Raw genomic sequence first — 21,902 nt, 5'->3', positions numbered from 1 at the left:
ACCAAAGTATGTTTACAGGAATAATCGAATCACTTGGAACCATTTCGAATGTTGTAAGAGAGTGTACTAATGTGCATTTCAATATTGAGAGTAAAATAAGTAGTCAACTAAAAGTGGATCAGAGTGTTGCTCACAATGGAGTATGCTTAACCGTTACCTCTATTAAAAATAATACACATACAGTAACAGCTGTTGAAGAAACATTAAAAAAAACAAACCTTAGTGATTGGAAAGAAGGTGATCTTGTTAATCTGGAAAGATGTATGCAAATGAATGGACGCTTAGATGGCCACATAGTCCAAGGACATGTCGATCAAATTGGAAAATGTGTTAACAAATTAGTTCTTGATGGTAGTTGGTTATATGATTTTGAATATGACTCTAAAGAAGCAGGTCATGTCACAGTTGAGAAAGGATCAATTACTATTAATGGAACAAGTCTTACCTGTTTCAACACAACAGAGAAAGGCTTCTCTGTAACAATTATTCCGTACACTTTCGAAAATACTGTATTTAAAACCCTTGAATCTGGAGATAAGGTCAATCTTGAATTTGACATTATTGGAAAATACGTTTCCAAACTTCTAAATAAAAACTAACTTAAGATTTGAAACCTAAAAACGAACCCCGTATGGCACTAAACTGCATGGTAGTCGATGACGACGAATTGGCAAGGCTTATGATTAGAAAATACGTTGAGAAAACAGACTTTCTAGAAATGACTCATGAGCTTTCAAACGGTATAGAAGCATCCAATATTCTTCTTCAAAAGGATAATCCTGACGTAGATATTATTTTTCTAGATATCGAAATGCCCGAAATGTCAGGAATTGAACTGATGGAATCATTAACTGCTGACTATCAAGTTATCTTAATTACTTCCGCGGAAAAATATGCTGTTAGAGCTTTTGAGAAGAATGTGACTGATTATCTAGTTAAACCATTTAGTTATGGTCGTTTTCTTAAGGCAGCTGTAAAAGCCAATGAAACGCTTGAAAACATCAAGAAAAAAGCAGAGAGCTTCCATGAACTTTATGTGAAATCTGACTCTAGAACGTACAAAATTATTCTAGATGACATTCTTTTTATAGAGGCGATGGCAGACTATGTTATATTTAATACGGTTAGAGGTAAACATATAGTTCATCATACTATGAAAGGTATTGAAAAAAAACTACCTGGAAGCATGTTTGGACGAGTTCATCGATCATATATTATCAATTACAATAAAATCGATTATTTCGAAGACATGAATGTAGTCATAAACGATAAATACATACCTGTTGGAGTTTCATATCGAGAAAAAGTATTTGATAGAATCAATGTTTTATAGCTGATCAATAGTTTTTAAAAACTTTATTAATGTCCTTGAAATTTTCTATTTCAAGGACTTTTTTTTGAGTAAGTCTGTTAAAAACTCCCAGATTAATAGTCAAACTCAACATAGCGTAAAAACTTATAAATTTGGTTTTATACTAATAGAAAAGGCTTGATCTATATTGACCAAGCCTTCCTGTAGTGTATCTTTTTCTTACAATTATCTATAAACCATCAATTTTCTATATTTGAACTCATGAGAAGCTCCTTTAATTGATAAATAATACAATCCTTGAGGATATGAGTGAGTTTGAATCTCAAATTTTTCCATTCCAGGATTCAAGCTACCTCTATCCCTTACTCTTCCCATCTGATCTACCAGTATCCAATCTACTTTCTCACCTACAGCATTATCAAATTTAACCTTCACTAAATCATCAGTTGGGTTTGGATACATGATGAAATCATTATTTGATAAGCTCTCTGAAATACCTAGGGCAGGCCCATCTTTTGATGTTTTATTAGAGACAAAAAGATCACCATCTGCTGCTCTTACTATTTCAGCTTGATATACCTCTTTAGTAATTACATTCTGAACGAAAACGATTGCTGACAATCTAGTAGGATCAGAAATTCCTACCACTTCCCATTCTATTGGGAACTCATCCACTCCATTAGCAAACTGAATAATTTCTCCAGATGTGGTTCCTCCAGTTCCTATTTTTACGTACTGACCAGAAGCATCTGGAAGTAACTTTCTAAGTACACTTGCATGTTCAGTTGTCGAAACTCCTGCTATCTCAGCCGATACTGTATCCTCTATGATAGCTACCATTAGAACTAGCTCTTCATTCTCTGCTATATCATCATTAGCTATGACTTTCACTGTACCAGAAATCACACCTTCAGAAGCATTAGGATCACCTTCAATGTCTAAAAGAACTCTCGGTCTAATAAGTCCATCCAGATCAAAGTTATTCTTATCCCAAGTCAAACTTCCTTGATCAGCTTCAATGGCTCCTTCTTGACCTCCTAATAGTGAAGTAACACTTTCAACACTATAATACGACATCCTAGCATCTACGTCAGACTGATTCATTTGATTAAATGGATCTTCATATCCAAAGTCTGCGTGATAATTTACCATAATAAATGATTGGTCTCCAAGTATACCTTCAATACTAGATCTGATACCTTCAGTTTCATCATTTACATTTTCTGACTCTGGGGATAACGAATAGAAGTTTTCTACTAAAGTCTTTTTCCTTCTTTCTTCGATAGCAAAATTATCTAGAATAAAGCCAAAGTAATTTTCTCTTTCATCTGTAACAGTCGAAGAAGATGCTAAAGCAAACCTAAATCTAAGATTGGTAGCTCCAGCCACCTCATCTAACTTGTGACGTCCTTGTCTCCATGTGAAAGTATACAAATCATCGGTAGCGTCACCTCCAGACCAGCCATGAGATGACTCCTCTCCAAACTCTTGTGTTTGATTACCTGGATCTGTCAATACCGTTTCATCATTATACCATTCTAAACCAGATGCCGTTCTATTGTCTTCGTCAAAACTTCCTAATCTAATCCAATTTATTCCATCATCAACCGAGTATTGCAAAACGACACCTTCATTGGATTCCATAAAATTGTAAGCATAATCAAAAGAAACAATAGGAAAAGACATGTTTGAAATATCAAATGCTGGACTGTATAGCCAAACACTTTCATCAGACTGATAATAGTTTATTTTAGATCCATTTTCGAAGTCAAATATTGTACCCCAACCACCATTATCAGCACCTTTCTCTCCAGTTATCACATTTCCATTTCGATCAGTGACACCTGAAGCAATATCAGAATTCCATCCCCATGATGCTTTACTGTGTAGGCCTGCATCGATTATTGCATCTAAGTTTCCATCATTATTTGAATCAATAGAGTCGTATCCTAAAAGAACAACATTTGAATTGTAGCGTTCCATAAACCACTCAGCATCAGTGGAGAAATCCTCATAATATCCATAAAACTGATTTACTGGATCATTTATAACCGGATCTGAAACAATGGAAGGAAGTATTTCCATTTCTCTAGTAATAATATCATGACATCCTTGATTAGAAATTACAAGTGCTGTCAATTCATATGTTCCAGCAGTAAACTGAGTAGAGAATTCATTTGGAAATGCACCAGTGCTATTATACCCAAATACTTCTGTTTCTTCCTTATATAGAGTTCTATAATCCTCAACAACTTCATACTCTTCTATACTAACATCTGGGTTAATATCTACAGAAAGACCTGTTATATTTAAATCATACGAATAACCGCCTAAAGTACTTACATCAAAATTATCCACATCATAAGTATCATCTAATGTAGCATCAGTTGAAATATGAATTTCACTAATATTCTCAGGAGAAAGGAATGTTTCATTTACATAGAACTGGATCGGTAAACCTTCGGTGCCTCCCTCCCAAACTATTGAAGGTTCAGGCCTCTTCTGAATTGACAATTCTCTATTAGTATAATCATCAATAAAATCGGTTTTACAACCAGTCATCTTATGTTCACCAATAGTTAATAACTGATAATCCGCTTGACTAGACCCCTGAGCTATAGTAAAATCTACAGTAATCGTGTCAAACTCCGCAGCAACAGATAAATCAGTCAACGGACCAACAAGAGTAGTGGCTTTATTATTCGCAAAAACACCTCCATCAGCATCTGTTATGTCCCATATCCAATTTAAATCACTTCTATCAATACCAGTATAGCTAGGAACTGGATCAGTTGAACCTAATCCTATTTCCCGAACTACCCTATCATAGGTTGACTCGAATGAAATGTTAACTTGAGGGTCAACACATCCACCATCCACATCAAAAGAGAATTCAGGTATGACATTAATATGCATAGTTTTGTAAATAGTATCATTACAACCTGTGATTCCATCCGTGTACTCAAAAACCAATTCAAAATCACCTTGAGTCTTCGGCATCAAATCGGTCCCGAAAATTTGACTTCCTAATAGTCTTGAATCTACAGTAATCTCATCAATACTTGTATTAGTGGATACTGATGCGTTCAAATCCAAAAGTGTAGAAGTATAATCATCAATATCATCTCCATCATTATCATAATTAATAATGAAAGACCTGCTTCCTGTTGTTGTTATTCCTCTACCTGCATTAATGACGAAATTATCTCCTACACCTTCTGGATCATCAAGAGATCTAGTATCAGTCAAGCCCTCACAAATTGTAAATTCAGTATCTGAAATTCCGAAAGCAGCTCCTGTTGATGTACTTGACAAAGTTAACTCTGGTATAGGGTCAACTTTCACTATAGCAGAAACTGTATCAGAACAACCTGTAGCGGTATATTCATAGGCAAATTTAAATTCATGATTTAGTGCTGGCTGAAACTGTACAACATCTGGTGTGCTTGAATTATAACCGTCTAGTTGAGCAGCTTCACCATTGATGGTAAAGAAATAAGTATCTGCTGTAAAACCATCATTAGTACCATCATCATCATTTGCAATCCAAGATGCCGTACCAGCTATTCCAGAGTAGGTTGAATTATATACATCTCCGTCTACTTCTGCTTGATAACTATTTTCCAAATCAAAACAAACAGTAGCATCAAATGCTGAACCGTCCTTCATATCAATTCCATCTTGATCAAAAATCTCAACGGTAGGAGTTTGATTTATAACTATGTCTACCTGAGTTGGTGCACTTTCACATAAACCAAAAGTTGTCTGAGTTACATAAATAGTACTCGTCCCTATTGTATTAATGTCTGTTATATTATTAAGGTCCAAAAACTGGAAACTAAATGCACCTTCATCTTCAGGAGTCAATAGATCATCCTGATTAGTATTGATAAATGGGGCAACAGAAACACTCGTTGGATCCGATGGATACCAGTTATAAATATTACTAGACCCTGTTTCCATTTCTGCATCGGTAATCGTCAACAAACTGTCTGATACATTATATCGCTCACAATACAAATAAACATCCTTTGATCCATCGTTTACCTCTGTATTAAATGGAGCAATTGGAGCTGGATAAACAATAACTTGTACTGTCGTTAAAGTATCTGCAGGAGCTGCCGAAATTGGTGAAGGACAGCCTAAATAAGAGGCAGTTTTATTTGCATTTGTAGCGAACCTATTAGGTGCATTAAATTGTCTAACGTAGTACGTTTCAATTTCAGGGCTATTACCTGATGTATTGGTATTCACATATCCTAACTCTGTCCTATTGGCTCTAGAACCATCAATAGAAACAAGAGGAATCTGACCAGTTCCGTTAGCAGCGGTATACCACGCAAATGACTGATCATCATAGTCCTGCAAATCAATTTCTAGTCTATCAGAAACTGCTCCACTACAAAACTGGAAGGTACTATCTGAAGTAATCCCTCTAAAATCACTTATATAGGGCGATATCGGAATTGTGTTAACCTCTACTGTGATTTTTACCAAATCACTCCTATAACCTCTATAACCAGTATACAATGGATCAATTTCCTTATCAGTACCACCCCCATCGAAATTATTATCATAATAAACTTGAGCCACCCAGAAGGATAAATACTGTCCTCCTTGACCTGTCCAATTTGCTCCATTCTGATCCTTAAAAACTGATCCTGGAAGCAAGAATGGATTAATAAAGTTCAGATTTGCTGAAGAGTCATAAGGACTCAAACCTGCGGCATCTGAGTATAATACAAAATATGATTCGGTAGCCTCATCAGTATCCTTAGTATCTTCTAATACCACTTCATTTCCAGTGCTTGCAACAACTCCGTCTGAACAGAAGTAATACAGATATTCATTATTTTCTTGATAAACCTCACCATCTGCAGGATCTACAGCCAAGTCTATTATTGGAATGCTAGGTTTACTTCTTATTTCAATATCAATCTTAGATAAATCTGACTCACAACCTCCAAAACCTGAGCTATTTATATCTGTATATAATGTATTAGAGAAAAATAAATCTGTAGAAAGTGCATTATTTGGTTGGTCCGTTCCAATAAAATCATTTGGAGTCATCACTTCTTCGTCAGTCAAACTGGTAAACTCTCCTAGACCATTTGAAAATAAATACCAGCTGATTACATCAGTGGCAGGAGTATATTCTGAAATCAAATCTGGAAATACCTCAATACCGTCTGCATTAAATTCAACCACATAGTCTCCTGAACTTTCAACTCCAAACCCAGTCAAAGACGTCAATAATGCTGGCTGATCTGGCTTTGCCAGAACTTCTACATCTTTAAAAGTTGTATTCACACAACCTTTGGTATTATTTATACCATCAGTATCAATTGGATTGTCAACAGCATCTGTAGTGTGAGAAATTCTATATTCTCCTGGCCCCCATGCTACTGGCGAAAATAAATCAGAAGCTAAATTATCTTCATTTTCATAAATCATCGAAACTGGATTGTATCGAGACGTATCAATATTAGTTATTGCTTGGCTACTAAATGTACCTGATGTACCTGAAAAGTCAATTGTTAAATTTACATCAGTGCCATCCTCACAATAATACCAATTGTCTTGTATTCCAATCAGCTCTATTGTAGGCAAATCATTAACTATCAAAGTATTATTAAAAAATTCAAACGCATTCGTAGCATTATACCCTCCTGGTTGAGATTTATCCATGGCAATTCTTACCAACTGATATTCTCCTACTTCTAAAGATTGAGGGTTAAATGTCCAACCTGCAGATATCGTACCTCCTTCTGATAATGTGTGGCCAGCAGGAGCTGTCAATGTACCGGTTGGAATAGTATAACCTGGATTTGATTTAGATCTAATTTCTAAATTGTAGAATGAAATATCACCTGTCAAATCAGCAGTTTTTACGCTAAGTACCACATTAGTATTTTCACCAAAACAATAATCAGCTTCAACAAAAATGTCAGAAGTACCATTGGTGAAAATTTCAGCTTGATTTACAACATCGAAATTTTTCGTATATACATAACTCGATCCTGTAGATGTATTCTGAATATTATAACTAAAAGTTGAAGCAGATATAACACCTAAACTGGGGACAAAATTAACAGTCGCTGGATCAGTTCCTGTATTTGCACCTTGAAGATTATCTCCTGTAAAGAAGACTGTATGATTAGCTGGATTAGAACCTGAAATAGTAACAGGATCATCCGTAACTAAAAACTGACTGCCCAAAGGAGACTGTAAAATTTCAACAACAGCTACATCCACATTAGTTCCTGTACTAATACAACCATTTTCTTCTACTCCATAAGCTGTTAATTGATATATTCCTTCAGAAGTATTATCAAAATTACTTGGGAATGTACCACCATTTAGTTCTGTTTCAGTAACAGTTGCTGAAACCGATTGTGTTGTATTTGAATTATAATAATGCCAGTTATAACTGTCAAATGAATCTCCTAACTGAGGCGATGCTGTTAAACTTATTGAACTATTTGGAACAATAGCATAGACATCGTTTGACACATCTAAACCACCGTTATTATTTGTAATAATAGGACTGCTATTCTGAAGAGCATTATATGTTACATCAAGATGCGACCTGCCGTGAGAAACACTGTTGCCATATAAATCTGCATTACCACCCGACCTGAAAATTGTCGCTGTTGTCTGAGTCGCAGTACCTTTATTAATAGCTATTCCCTCCAGAACAATTTGATCATGTGTTCCATATGTTCCATCATGATCAAAAGTAACTATGATATTTCTACCATCATTTGTCACACTAGTTACCGTAATATCTCCTTCTACTGATGAAGCTCCTTTTACTACAGTATTTGACTCAAAAAAGAATCCTGACCCTAGTTCAAGTTCTATAGTATAAGTACCAGCACCATCTCTGAAATCATCCATATTTGATTCTTTCAGTACAATATCACCAACACCATTCAATCCAATAATAGCACCTGATGGACACACGTCAATAGTAGGAATATCTACTGGTGAAGCTCCAGCATTCTCAATAAGCATTCCTGATTGAGTTGTAAAAGACCAAGTTCCTAAAGTAAATGTATTATTTGATCCGTCTTTTACCGCTCCATTATCTATATCAATGGTATAATCATTACTTGCAAACAGGTCATTAGTAGGGTCTATAGTAATGATAGTAGTACCACTACCTGAAACTTCAGGGTTATTTATTAAAGAAATAACCACATCAGGAAGTATCCCATTATCGTCAGATATAGTCAAGTTACCAGTACTTAAAAATACTGGTTCATCAAAAGTCAATACAAGATTCGATCTAATATCAACATTGGTAGTAGTATTCAACGGATCAAGAATAGCCACTGGATCTGAAGTATCACTAGCTGAATTAGTAGTAAAGTTCCAATCACTAGTAGCTGAAATATCAGAGGTTAGATTACCAGAGGCATCACTAAAAGCTTCATCATCCAATAAAATATAATAAGAAGTATTACCAGATAAAGTTCTATTAAACGTTATAGAGGACCCTGGAGCTACAGTAGCATCTTCTAAATACGTTCCATCGGTTTCAACATCAAAAGATTCAACTAATTCTCCATTGGAATAATAGAGATGTAATGACTTACCTGATTGAGGAATTACCCTCTCATCAAATGTTATTACAATATTATTTGTAATTGAAACAGTTGGAGAGCCATCTAGCGGGTTTAAGGTCATTTCAGGCACAATCACGTCTGTTGCCGGATCTGTATCAAACATCTCAACACCTGCTGCAACACCAGAATGAAACTCACCTTCATTATCCACATAAGCATCTCCTGGGAATGTTATATAGTAAGAAGTTCCCCCTGGAAGTTGTTGACCAGTTAAATCAGAAATATCATAGAAAAACCCAAAGTAACCCGTAATTGGATCTGAACCTGAAAGTGATACAGCGTCGACATCTATACTAAAAGCCAGCGTATCATTAGCTAGATTCATGTCATTGTCTCCAAAATAGAAATCTAAAGTTTTACCCGACTGTGGTGTTACATACTGGCTAAAATACAACCGAACTTCATCACCATTAACTACATCCATAGGGTTAGAGTATTGGAAATAATGCAGAGGAGGAGATGCTGAAAGAGGATCTGTTTCAAAATTCCATGTATTTGGAGAAGAAATACCTACAAACGAATTGACACCAGAAGTAGAAAGGTCTACTATAGCACCTTCATCTACTAACACATAATATTCAGAATCACCTGAACTAATGAAACTTGTAAAAGCAATAACCTCATCATTGTCAGTATTCTCCGCAAATGCAGCTAATTGAGTTACATCATATGATATAACTTCTAAATCCGCTCCTGAAGCTTCGTCATAAAACAACGTAATACTTCCGGCACTACCTAATTGCACTGGTTCGTCAAAAGTCAATTCAAAAGTCACTTCATTTCCAGCGCCTGTAGCTGCCACAATTCCAGTTGAATTATCAGCAGGGCTTTCAGAAACGAGAATTGGTGGTTCAACATCATCTATTGTCGTGAAACTCCATTGTGTAGATCCTGTTATTCCTCCTGCCACAGCGTTACCAGAAAAATCTTCAAAAGCTGCTGCATCAATTGAAATCTCATAGGTGGTAGAATTTTGAAGAGTAAAACCAGATACACTTACTGTATTACCAGATACTTGTACTTTTTCAATGTTATCCGCAGAAAAAACTTCTGCGTCTGATGAAGCTCCTTGTTGTCGGATTCTAATATTTCTCTTAAAAATACCTCTTACCGGCTCACTCATAGTGAAGGTAAGTGTAGGTGTTACAGAGACATTACTAGCTCCATTGGCTGGACTATCTATACTGGAGTAAGTTGGGTCATCTTCTTCGATGGCAGCAGTAAAATTCCAAACACTTGCACTTTCAATCCCTGCAAATGCTTGCATCGAATTATCTTGTATAGCTACACCATCATCTGTTACCGTTTTGAAATAGTAAGTGTTCAAACCTGATAGATCATTAGTTGGATTAATACGAAGTACATTTCCTCTTATTTCAATTTCACCATCATCTAAAGTGGCATCACCATTTATACTCGCAGCAGTGAAAGTTTCTACTGGGGTAGTGGAAGTAATTGTAAACAACTCTATCTCGAAGGAAGACCCGAAGTTTACTGGCTCATTGAAAGTAGCACTTAAAATAGAACCTACCCCTACACCTGAAGCATTTTTTATAGGGTCTAACGCACTAATAACTGGTGGTATAGCATCTGAATCAGTTGTAAAAGTCCAATCAGTAAAATTTAAAATACCAGCAAATTCATTACCTGCATCATCAACAATCGCTCTTGAACCAATTTGAACTATATGAGGAGTATTACCTGAAAGCGTAATCCCCGTCAAATTTATAGTCATTTGATTGCTGCTATAGGAAACACGAACACTAGAAGACGGAAACTGAGCTACAGTGATCCTAGGTGAAGTATCTGTTAGAATACGAATCAATCCATTTCCAGCTTCTACATTATCATTAAAAGTAAGTACTAAACTTCCTATATTAGGGTCTACACTAGTTGCGTCATCTGCTGGCGTTAAGAGTGTTATTAAAGGAGGGTCAATATCTCCTGCGTCATTCGAAGTAGTGAAGGAAAATGTGGTCGGGTTTAACGTTCCTACATTAGACACATCCTCAAATGCACCTGCTGGAATACTAACAGTAATAACTTCTGACAAACCATAATTAGCAGTAGGATTTAATACAATTTCATTTGTCCCCCAACCTGTTATTCTTGGATCATTTCCTACATTATCTGCTACACCATCCGTATCTTGAGTTGTAAGAGTTTCTGAATAAGTATCATCTCCTGTAATTGTAATATTAAATAGACCAGTAGGTGCATGAACGATCTCATCAAATGTCAAAAGAATAGATTTAGTTACTGGAATGTCAGTGTCACCATTTGAAGGATCGGTTGAAGCAATAGAGATCCCCTCATCTTTTACATTAAAGTTCCAACCATTGGCACTACTTATTCCAGCGTATTTATTTCCGCCAGCATCTACAAAAGCACCGTCATCTATCTGCACAAAATATCCAATACCTTTTGGTAACAATTCTCCCAAAGAAATGGTAACGGTCTCCAAATTAACATTTACTGAATTAATATCCAGAACACTAAAGCTGTAAGCTGGATTTAAAGGGTCTTTCAAACTAAAAACGTTAATATTTCCTCCATTAGCTATTACTGGTTCAGAAAAAACCATTACTAATTCATCTGTAGAAAACACTTCATCGGTACCTGTATCTGACAGATCTGCAGGAATTAAATCCGTCAAAGGAGATGTTATTTCAGGAATAAAAGAATCATTTATTGTAACGTTAGTAACTGTAACTGGAGTCGAAACTCCTGTAGCACCAATACTTATATCATCTGCAATACCTCCATTAGAAACTCCTCCAAAGAAACCACTTGCTATATTGATCGTACCAGACGAAAAGTTCGCTTCATCTAATTCGTAAATTGATAAGTCAGCATCATTAAAAGTAAATTCAACTGCTCCGTTAACATCCAAATCTAAATTTCCATTTCCATCAACAGCTTCTAAATCAAGAGAAAAACCGTTATCTCTTTCTAGGGTAACGTTATCATTAAGAGTACCTCCCAATCTGAAAATATCAGTAGCCGTAACTTCAATCTTATTTTCGTCGGTAGTAGGATTAGTTTTCGGTTTTAAAGTTGGGTTGCCAGCAGGGGCACCATCTGGATTAGCCAATCCTGATTTATTTTGATCAAAATAAGCCTCTTCAATTTCTAATGTAATAATCTCATTATCTGTCACTTCATCATCTCCTTGCTTAAAAGTAACATAAACTCCTACTCTTCTAAATTCACCATCGGGAATATCAAAATTATCATTGTTAGTCCAGTTAGAGTTATCATCATCTAAATTAAAAGTATACAATCCAGTTCCTCCATTATCTGATGAACTATACTCTCCTATCTCTGTATCAGCAGGAATGACATTTCCAGTAGCACCAACAGCATCTATAGTATATAAAGCTATTTTATCAATATTATCCAGACCGTTAGTAACTCTAATCTTAAAACCATCCGCAGAATTTGGACAAACTGGAGAATTATTACCTCCTCCACAGCCATTTGCATCAAGACGAGTAGGATTTGAATCTGCATCAGTACGAACGCCATTTACACCGTCTGAAATTATAAATTGAGCAATTTGCACACCATGATTTGTACTATTATTAATTGACCCTTGATGAAGAGTATAGTCAATGTTTTGAGGATAAATAAATGCTGGATCTTCTATAATATCAGATGTGGATGCCGAAACATCAAAAGTGAATACGGGCGAATCTTGATAATTGTTGGTATTATCCTCTACAGTTAAAGTAACTCCCGATCTTACGTTATCAAATTGTAAATCAGTCCAAGTTGCTGTACCATTTGTAAGAGAGAGAGCGGAAATATTTGTACCTGTAAAATTAGCGTCAGGAGTTGGGTCTACAACAGCAACCGTCCCTCCGTAATTTAAATCAATACTACCATTTGCATCCCTCATTTCTACAGAAACAGAAAATGGAACACCCAAAGCAATACTAAGAACATTAGTTTCTGATAATACAATCGTTGGATCTGCCCCTCCAATGCTCGTCATATAAATATCATTAGCTGTTACTTCCAAGGTATTTTCAGATCCAGTATTCACACTGGTCGCTGAAATTGGTACAGCCACTATTGACGTATTTGTAATTGGTTGATTCACTACACTAACACCTACTGTAAATTGATTTCCCTCAGTTACAGTAGTAGAAAACGTGGCATAAACATGGTAATCTTCATCAAGCCCTTCTCCAATGGATTCTGTAGATGTTAAAGTTATTTCCTCAAAAGCAGCTAACGAACCTCCTGTTATTTCTCCAATATTATTATTGCTCTCATCAAAAATTGCTACCGCAGATAATTCTGACAAATCAGTTGCTGCAAGTGTTAATGTTATTGAATTAATTAAAGTCGGTAATTCATCGCCAGCATCATCTGCTACATTAAAAGAAAATAATTTTACTGCATTACTTGTAGTCAATGTATTTGCAGCAGTAAAATTTTCATACGCAATAAGCCCACTTTCACTAGAAGTTACAGCAGCAATTGTAGAATTAACTTCAGGAGCAACAATGGAATATGTTTGGGATGAAGTAATTGACGACACTGCATTTCCACCATCAACATCTACAATATTGTAAGTTCCTGTATAGGCGCCAAGAGTAATACTTAATGTACCTGTATTTACTCCGTATCCTGAAACGGTGATATCATAATTGGATGCATCTACTGAACTAACCCCACTTACTGCGGCACTCGTGACGCCGCTGACCACAAAATCAGTTGCATCTACATTAGTTACATCTTCACTAAAAGTTGCTCTGAATACCACATTGTCTCTACCAGTTGTAGAAGTTGATGGATCTTGTCTGGCAAATGTTAAAGTTGGCCCATCATTTCCAGCTGCTCCTATACTCGCTGCTCCATTAATAAAATCGTCAGCATCTACGCCCGTATCAACTCCATTTGGAAACCTAAAAACAGATTCATCAAATATTTTTCCATCAGTAGCATTACCATCAGGATCACCACCATCTGATAGTACGACCTCATCAATTACAACACCATTAGGATCTTTCAAAGTTAGCGTAACATCGAGCGACAGATTATCAGCTCCTGTAGGGTCTCCAAGTACTAAATAACCACCATTGTCAATATCTGTTAATGATCCAGCACCAGAAGCTACCTGAAAATTAAACGTAGAAGTAAAATTCCCACTCCACTCTATAGAGGCATCATTTCCATTATCAATTTCTACAGTCCAACTTGAAAGATCAACATTATCAGAAACAGAATATAATTCAATCCATTCATCATCTTCATTCACTGTAGTTCCGCTCACGGTCCCTGTAAAACTTCCAGAGCTCCAGTCGCTCTGTGGATCGTTTATTATCTCATTAATAACTACTTGTACCGGAGAAAAATTTAAAACTGTAGGATCAGTAATAGCTACTAGGTCATTCCCGAATATATCTTCTAAAGCACCCGTTTCTATTAAAACATAATAATCTTCACCAAGCACAAAATCGACTGTTGGATTAATTGTAACTTGATTATTAGAAATTCCAACCGCTACTGTACCAGGGGTAAACCTCTCTACCTCACCAGATCCATCATATAAAACAATGTCTCCCGTTACTGAAGGATTATTTGCTTGTACATTTTCGTTAAAATGTAAAACTATGTCCTGAGACCATAATACATTATTATCATTATCAGCAGGCGCGCTATTAGCTGCATCAAGTGTTGGAGGTGTTGTGTCTATATCATCATTAGTAATACTTCCTGTAGCAGTTGAAGTTCCGATTTGAGTAGATGACGGATTATCAATAGTAACTGTGAACTCTTCGTTAAACTCAGAAGTTGCATCACCAGATACATTAATACTAATAACCTCTGAAGCATCACTGACTGCAAAATTAATTGTTCCTGAAGGTAACGAACCTCCAAAATCAGTAGCATCAGCTGCATTAGCACCAGTACCTGTAACAGCATAATCTACTGAACTAGTACCTGTCAACAATCCTGAACGAGTCACTGTAAAAGTAAAGGTTGTTGTACCAGAATTACCTTCGGCTTTTGTAGCATCTGTTGCGGCTATGGAAACAGATGTATCGTCATTAGTAATTGTCCCTGTAGCAGTCGTGGTTCCCAAGTCGGTACCAACTTCATTGCTTAAGGTTACAATAAACTCTTCATCAACTTCAACATCAGTATCCCCACTAACGTTTATTGTTATTAGTTTTGAATTTTCTGAGGCGAGAAAATTAATAGTTCCACTAGCAAAAGCCCCACCAAAATCGGCAGCATCAACAGGGTTGGTCATAGAAGCAGATACATCATAATCAACATCACTTGTACCTGAAAGATTTCCTATTCTAGTAACTGTAAAAGTAAAAGAAGTAGTTCCTGATGCTCCTTCTGATTTCACAGCGTCTGTTGCAGCTATAGAAACGGATGTATCATCATTAGTTATTGTTCCTATAGCAGTAGTAGTCCCCAAATCTGTTCCTACTTCACCACTCAAGGTTACCGTAAATTCTTCATCAGCTTCAAAATCATTATCTCCTACAATATCGATTGTTATTATTTTAGAGTTTTCTGTAGCAATAAAACTCACAGAACCACTCGGTAAGGAACCTCCAAAATCAGAACCATCTACTGGATTAGCTCCACTACCTGTAACAGAATAATTAACAGAACTCGCACCTGATAAGTCTCCTGATCTAGTGACGGTGAAAGTAAAAGAGGTAGTTCCTGATGCTCCTTCTACTTTTACAGCATCCGTTGCAGCGATGGAAACAGATGTATCGTCATCAGTGATGACAACATCATCACTAGTTGTCGTCCCGGCTGTAAGTGGGGAAGCGTAATTACTTAAAGAAAAAGTCGCTGTCTCATCACCCTCGGCATCTGAATCATCCGTTACCGTGAAATCAACAGAACCTGTAGATTGATTATTAAGAATAGTTATTACTTGAGTCAAGCCTTCTCCAAAATCACCAGCTGTTATCCCTGTACCTGTAACAGTTACATCAACTGTTTTATCTCCACCAGTAACATTAGCACTCGTAGTTGCTGTCACAGTAATAACTGTTGTTCCTGACTCTGTAGCTGTAGGAGAACTTAAACTAAGATCTACAGTTTGTGCAAAACCAACAAAAGAAATACATAACAGCAGGCAAACTGATAATGTATATTTTATTTGAGTATATATTCTAATCATAGCTATGATCTTATGGTCTTTACTAATCAACAAACTTGAAAATGCACTATTATTATAATAACACAATTAAAAACTTGAACATTTCAAAGCTAGCAAAAGCCATATTGTACTTAAATTATTTTTCGATGAATTATTTAAATATTTCGTTTGAAATATCAATTATTCAATTTTGCCAAACTTATTTGTCTTAATAACTGATAAGACTTGTTCATCAAAACCAAAATCCACTGTTGCACCTATTAGGATACTACCGTCTTCATTTATCTCTATGCAGTTTCCAGCATCATTTCCATCGCTACCAAAAACTTCAAAATCACTGAGTAATGAACCATCAGTAGCAACATTTACAATAAATACTTCGTCTTGCTTGTCGCTGCTAAAAGATTTAACTCTCCCTGACAAATAATAAGAACCTGGATAAATACCATTTGATGAAACTGTAGCAATATCATACCCTGCTCCACCTTCAATAAATTGTTCTGTAAATTCGGTCCATGTAACAATTGGTGAATTCAATCCCAAATTATCCTTATTTACTCTAAGCATAAATGGCTCAGGAGATTGGTCATTTTCATCGCTAATTACTGATCTACCAGTGATTACCAAATAGCTTCCATCAACTATTATATTAGTAGGGATTTCATTTTTAGCATCGGTTCCATACAATTCAGAACCTCCATCATCTATTATTCCACTTTCTTCATTGAAAGAAGCTACCACAATTCCTTTTCTTAATGTATTGATATCATCGTATACTCCAAGAAAGAAATAATCATCATCTAAAGTTTTAATTAATTTTACCCCTTCATTATTTACTCTATCATCACCATAAACCCTATAATAAACTTGACTTCCTTCAGGGTTATCTGCAGGTATTGAACCAAGATCATTCGGAATTTTTGATAGTAAAAGGTTATATGTAGTTACTAATTGGGGACTGGCTGGCTCTAAATAAGTCATCGTACCACCTAAAACAATATAGTCATCGCCATTTTCAATAACATCCACACCTCTAGTTCTTTTGAAACCTTCAAATTCGGGATCCCCTCTTTTTTCAAAATATTGATACCTATAATACTCAAGTACAGATCCATCATCTAAACTGAACTCAATAATCATTGCAGCTTCATTTTCTGAAGCATAGTCCACAGTCCCTACAAGTATACCATGCGACCCATCTTCACTCAATTTGATAGAACTAGGAACATCATCTCCATTAAGAAGTTCTGGAACCTCTTGATATTGAATATCCCAAAGTCTATTGCCTCCTCTATCCGTTCTCAATAGATAGAAATCTCGGTTATCAAACTCCGTATTTTTGGTAGATGATAATAATAACAGGCCTTCATCTTCCAATTGAATCATATCTATAAGCTCCTCTTCATCTCTAGATCCAAAATATTTTATAAAAACTTCTTCTTGATCCAGCCTATCTGAGTCTTCGATTGCACATCCAAATATGCCCATTACCAGAGTAAGCATTCCATAAGTGTAAATTGACAGCTTTTTCATTTGCTTCATTATATATCTCGCTTACCAGACTTTTTAGCTAATTTCTTATCAGAATATCTTTTTGGATTATAAATAGATTTAATCCATCCTACTGTTAAACCTATATGATTGATAGATTTATCATCATCCACATGAGCAAGATTAAAGTTGTTATCTTGATCCTTATATCTATTTGTAGCATTTACAATATTGGCACCTCCTATATTGTAACTCACTTCAGCGAAAAATGAGTTCGTTCTCTTTATAGGCAGCTTAATTCCTGCGCCAGCTATATAATTCCAGTTGATTTGATCTCGCAACCCTGCACTTTTCAAATCCAAACCACTAACGCTACGCGTAATAGTACCTTGACGATCACCTGTAGTTTTGGAAGAAAGTAAGTACTGAAAGGAAGCTCCACCGAATGCATAGGGTGTAATTTTTTCCAATTCAAAATTATATCTCAGTAAAACTGGTAGAGATAACCAAGACATAGTTTCTTTTAAATTATCAACGAAGAACACGTTGCTTATAGGATAGCTCACCGAGTAGTTTTGAGAAGAATACTGCCCCCTTAAGACAATTTCCAAATTCTCTATGGGCTTATATTCAAATGAAAAACCTCCATGAAAGCCTAAACCACTTGTGTATTCCTTTTCAATGCCCTCGGTTGTACTAAAAGTACCATATTCTGAAATTGTATTGACAGAGGTGAAATTCCCTCCAAAATAGACCCCCAATCTAAAAATTGGCTCAGATCTATATTTATTATACATATATTCAAATTCGGCAGGCTCATTCTCATCCAACGGATGTTCAGGATCTACCGTCAACAAATTAATCACCGCTTCTTCAGCATTTATTTCGTCATCCATAAATATGTATACAAGAGCTAATAACTTGTAGGCCCTCGTCCTCTCCTCTTTAGAAAAGCCATCTTCCAAACAATCACCTTCTTTTAGCTTTCTTAGAACTTCTACTAATCTTCCTTGATCGTACAGATCATTGGCTTCTTTTAAGTTCTGAGTACAATTTTCTTGACCTATTGCGTAATTCGGTCCTAAATACCCTAGAAAAAAGGAAATTATGACCAAGTACTTTAGATTATTCAACATATTAATTCGATTCCTCAAGTTTAGGTTTTCCTTCACATGTCAATCGATAGTCAATATCTTCTCCGACATATGCATCCCATGTATTTTGATCCAGATTATACTTAATGATATCAAAATCACAAATTTCGTTTGCCATCTCATCTGGCTCAACTGGCCAGTATCTTATTATACCATCTCCAGCTCCAGTCATGAGTGATTTACCATCAGGAGCAAATGAAACTGACCATACCCAATTTCTACTTCCGATACCATGTCCATGATCATCAAGGTTAATAGGAAGGTCATTAAGATAATTCATTACCCAAATCTTAGCTGTACCATCATAGCTACTTGATGCCAACAAAGTATTATCCGGACTAAACTCAAGATCAGATACTCTTGCTTGATGACCAGTTAAATTCTTAATCAGTTCACCTCTTTTAATATCCCACAGCGTGATATCTCCTTCTTCATTACCAAAAGCAACCATTTGTCCATCATTACTAAATACTAAAGAATGAACTGCAGATCCTTGTTTTACATATAAAGTTGTCTCCTCATAATCGTTTTCAGTATCCCATAGATATACACTCCCAGCATCACTACCTCCAGCGATATACTTACCATCTGGACTTATAGCTAAAGTTGTTACTCTTGACGAAACTCTAGCAATTTCTTCTGTAGTATTAAAATCATTCTTTCGTATTACTTTATCACTTGATACAGAGACAAACCCTTCTCCATTAGGCAAGAAATCTAAATCAAAAACTTTACCCTTATGTCCTGCCAGTTGCTTTGGGGCTGCTCCTGGGTCTTTTAGGTCATACAGTAAAATCTGATCATCATCTGACCCTACTGCTAACCATCTTTCATTAGCACTTAAATCTACTACTCTATTGATTTGATGGCTCTCCAATATGGCTACATGATCTCTCTTATCATTGGTCATATTCCAAGAAAGAATAGTCCCATCACTACTTGCAGAATACATTCTTGATCCAGTTTTACTGTAAGAAACAGACCTTACAGCTTCACGATGACCCTTATAGTGATTGAATGATGAAGAATCAGCTCCTCCATTTAGTTCACGATATGCATAATACACACCAGCATAAATATCAGGATTATAATCTTTCCCCTCCAAACCATACTCTTCATCAAACTGCCATGCTTGACCTGCAATTAACGCACGCTTAGCTGCATCATCTTCAATATTCATTGACTTAATCGCCATTGAGTTAGCTATAGCTTGATATCTTAGAGCTTCTGCTGCCTCTCTGGCAGTTTCTGCAGCATCAGCCTGTGATTTAGCCTCGATCTGAGCAAGCTTAGCTTCTACTGCTTTTTCTTTGGCTAACTCTTCATTCTTAAGTGCTCTATCTGTAGCAGCTACAGCTTTTAAACGTTGCTGCTCTGCTAGAGCTTGTGACTTTCTTGCTTCATCTGCAGCCTTCTCTGCATCTTTTTGAGCTTCCTTAGCTTTTCTTTCTTCTTGGATCGCCTTAGCCGCTAATTCTGTTGCTTTTCCTTCTGCTGCTTCTGCTGCAAGTCTGTGTTTTTCAGCTTCTTCAAATAAAGCAATAGCCCTTCCTTTTTCCTTTTCTGCCTCACTCGCTTTAATAAAAGCATATACCACAAAGAAAATAGAAACCATCATGGCTCCAGCTAAAACCATAGCAACAACTCTTGATCTTCTAAGCGCTCTTTTCTGAAGAAGTTCTTTGTTACGTTGCTCCGTCTCATAAGCCTTTTTACTGGTCTCCAAGAAAACCATTGTTCTCTCAAAGGCTGGGTCATACCTCTGTCCCCAAACAAGAGTTGGCTTATTTTCTTCCTGCCAATTAAGTGCAAGTTGTAAATCAGGCATCTTCCATAATCCTGCTCGACCAAGTTGAAACCTCTCTGCTGACTCTGCTAGTTTTAAATACATTTCCGCAGAACGAGATTCTTCGTCCAACCATGATTTCAATCTCGTCCAAATCCTCATTAATGATTCGTGAGATATATCAACTACAGTATCTGACTCTAACCTAACACCGTATGGAGGCATCAAAAGTGACCGCCCAGGCTCTCTAAACTTGTCTACAACCCTTTCTACTTCTTCTTCATTTACCCCAGCAATCGCTGCTATGGTTCCTATTTTGGTAGGACGACGTATACCTGAAGATTCTGTTCCTCTTTCCGTAAGCGCCTTAAACATTGCTTCGCAAATTTGTTGCTCTCTCTTCGAAAGAGAATCAAAGGCTTCATTAGCATGTTGAGAAAGAGCCTCTCTGAGAGTACCAATAGCATTATAGTGCTTAAGATCCATTGGTTCATCTTCTCTTCTGTGCTCGACCCAAAACTGCCAAGTTCTCATTAAAGCATGTTGAAGAATAGGAAGTTGATCCGGATTATCTCCTACGTCATTGAGAAGCTGCTGACTTAGTCTTGGTGCTATTTTTCCACCACCAACTGCCACAGGACCTTCTATAGCTAAACGTTTTTGGTCTCTAGTCATCTGAGGGATCAGGTAATGACTATCATTTATCATCTGGGTTAAGTCTGGAAACTGTGCACAATCACCTATAAAATCGGACCTCATCGTCAATGCTACGTAAATAGGTGCATCATATTGATGAACTGCCTCTAAAAGCAGATTGACAAAAGCGGATGACTCATCTAAATCACTTGACAGGGTTTCTAATTTCTTATACCTAAAAAGCTCCTCAAACTGGTCAACCAATATCAATATGTTCTCTTGATCAGAGCTTTTCAACTGATTTACAGCCTCAATTAAGCCTAAAGAACTACTTCGAAGAACAGTAGATGTAATTGTCTTTTTGATTAATTGCTCTTCTTCATCTAATCTCTTGTAATGATCATCCTTTTTCAGAAGTGCCTCAGCCAAATTATCAACAGGGCCACCACCAGGTCTAGTAACTACTATTCTCCAATTGGATCCAGCTTGGGTCATAAAACCACCATGTAATGTTGGGATTAAACCACAATACATTAATGAGGATTTACCACTACCAGAAGCACCAAGAATACCAACAAACTTGTTCTCTGATAATTTCAACAATACTTCATCACTCTGTCCTTCTCTCCCAAAGAACAAATGACTTTCTTCAACACCAAAAGGACGTAGACCTGGAAAAGGGTTAATTGACTCTTCTATCTCTACAGAGTGCTGATTGCCTTCTAAAACTTCTTTTTCACTCATC

At 36.4% G+C, this 21,902-nt stretch carries 6 protein-coding genes; 2 read left to right on the top strand and 4 right to left on the bottom strand.

Annotated elements, in window-relative coordinates; translation table 11 throughout:
* Positions 1 to 8: 8 nt before the first annotated feature.
* Positions 9 to 599: a riboflavin synthase gene (locus DKG80_RS03620; protein ID WP_109829915.1), complete on the top strand. Its 591-nt coding sequence runs from the start codon at positions 9 to 11 to the stop codon at positions 597 to 599.
* Between the two features lie 32 nt (positions 600 to 631).
* Entirely contained in the window at positions 632 to 1,333 is a 702-nt protein-coding gene (locus DKG80_RS03615) for a LytR/AlgR family response regulator transcription factor (RefSeq protein WP_109829914.1), read from the top strand.
* A gap of 204 nt (positions 1,334 to 1,537) precedes the next feature.
* On the opposite strand, the gene DKG80_RS03610 is transcribed toward DKG80_RS03615, so the two are convergent.
* From DKG80_RS03610 to DKG80_RS03595, 4 genes are all read right to left on the bottom strand, one after another.
* Positions 1,538 to 16,111: an Ig-like domain-containing protein gene (locus DKG80_RS03610; protein ID WP_109829913.1), complete on the bottom strand. Its 14,574-nt coding sequence runs from the start codon at positions 16,109 to 16,111 to the stop codon at positions 1,538 to 1,540.
* Between the two features lie 159 nt (positions 16,112 to 16,270).
* Positions 16,271 to 17,623, bottom strand: a complete 1,353-nt coding sequence (locus DKG80_RS03605; protein ID WP_162555662.1) for a hypothetical protein — start codon at positions 17,621 to 17,623, stop codon at positions 16,271 to 16,273.
* Positions 17,624 to 17,631: 8 nt separating this feature from the next.
* On the bottom strand, positions 17,632 to 18,717 hold the full coding sequence (locus tag DKG80_RS03600) for a porin family protein (RefSeq protein WP_109829911.1): 1,086 nt from the start codon (positions 18,715 to 18,717) through the stop codon (positions 17,632 to 17,634).
* Position 18,718: 1 nt separating this feature from the next.
* On the bottom strand, positions 18,719 to 21,901 hold the full coding sequence (locus tag DKG80_RS03595) for a WD40 repeat domain-containing protein (RefSeq protein ID WP_109829910.1): 3,183 nt from the start codon (positions 21,899 to 21,901) through the stop codon (positions 18,719 to 18,721).
* Between the last annotated feature and the right edge of the window lies 1 nt (position 21,902).

This window comes from Reichenbachiella versicolor (assembly GCF_003171675.1).
Lineage (GTDB): Bacteria > Bacteroidota > Bacteroidia > Cytophagales > Cyclobacteriaceae > Reichenbachiella > Reichenbachiella versicolor.
This window is presented reverse-complemented; position numbering and strand designations above follow the sequence as displayed.

Coding starts and splice junctions, on each gene's coding strand:
- DKG80_RS03605 (WP_162555662.1), bottom strand. CDS start 17,623: ATGAAAAAGCTGTCAATTTACACTTATGGAATGCTTACTCTGGTAATG.
- DKG80_RS03620 (WP_109829915.1), top strand. CDS start 9: ATGTTTACAGGAATAATCGAATCACTTGGAACCATTTCGAATGTTGTA.
- DKG80_RS03615 (WP_109829914.1), top strand. CDS start 632: ATGGCACTAAACTGCATGGTAGTCGATGACGACGAATTGGCAAGGCTT.
- DKG80_RS03600 (WP_109829911.1), bottom strand. CDS start 18,717: ATGTTGAATAATCTAAAGTACTTGGTCATAATTTCCTTTTTTCTAGGG.
- DKG80_RS03610 (WP_109829913.1), bottom strand. CDS start 16,111: ATGATTAGAATATATACTCAAATAAAATATACATTATCAGTTTGCCTG.
- DKG80_RS03595 (WP_109829910.1), bottom strand. CDS start 21,901: ATGAGTGAAAAAGAAGTTTTAGAAGGCAATCAGCACTCTGTAGAGATA.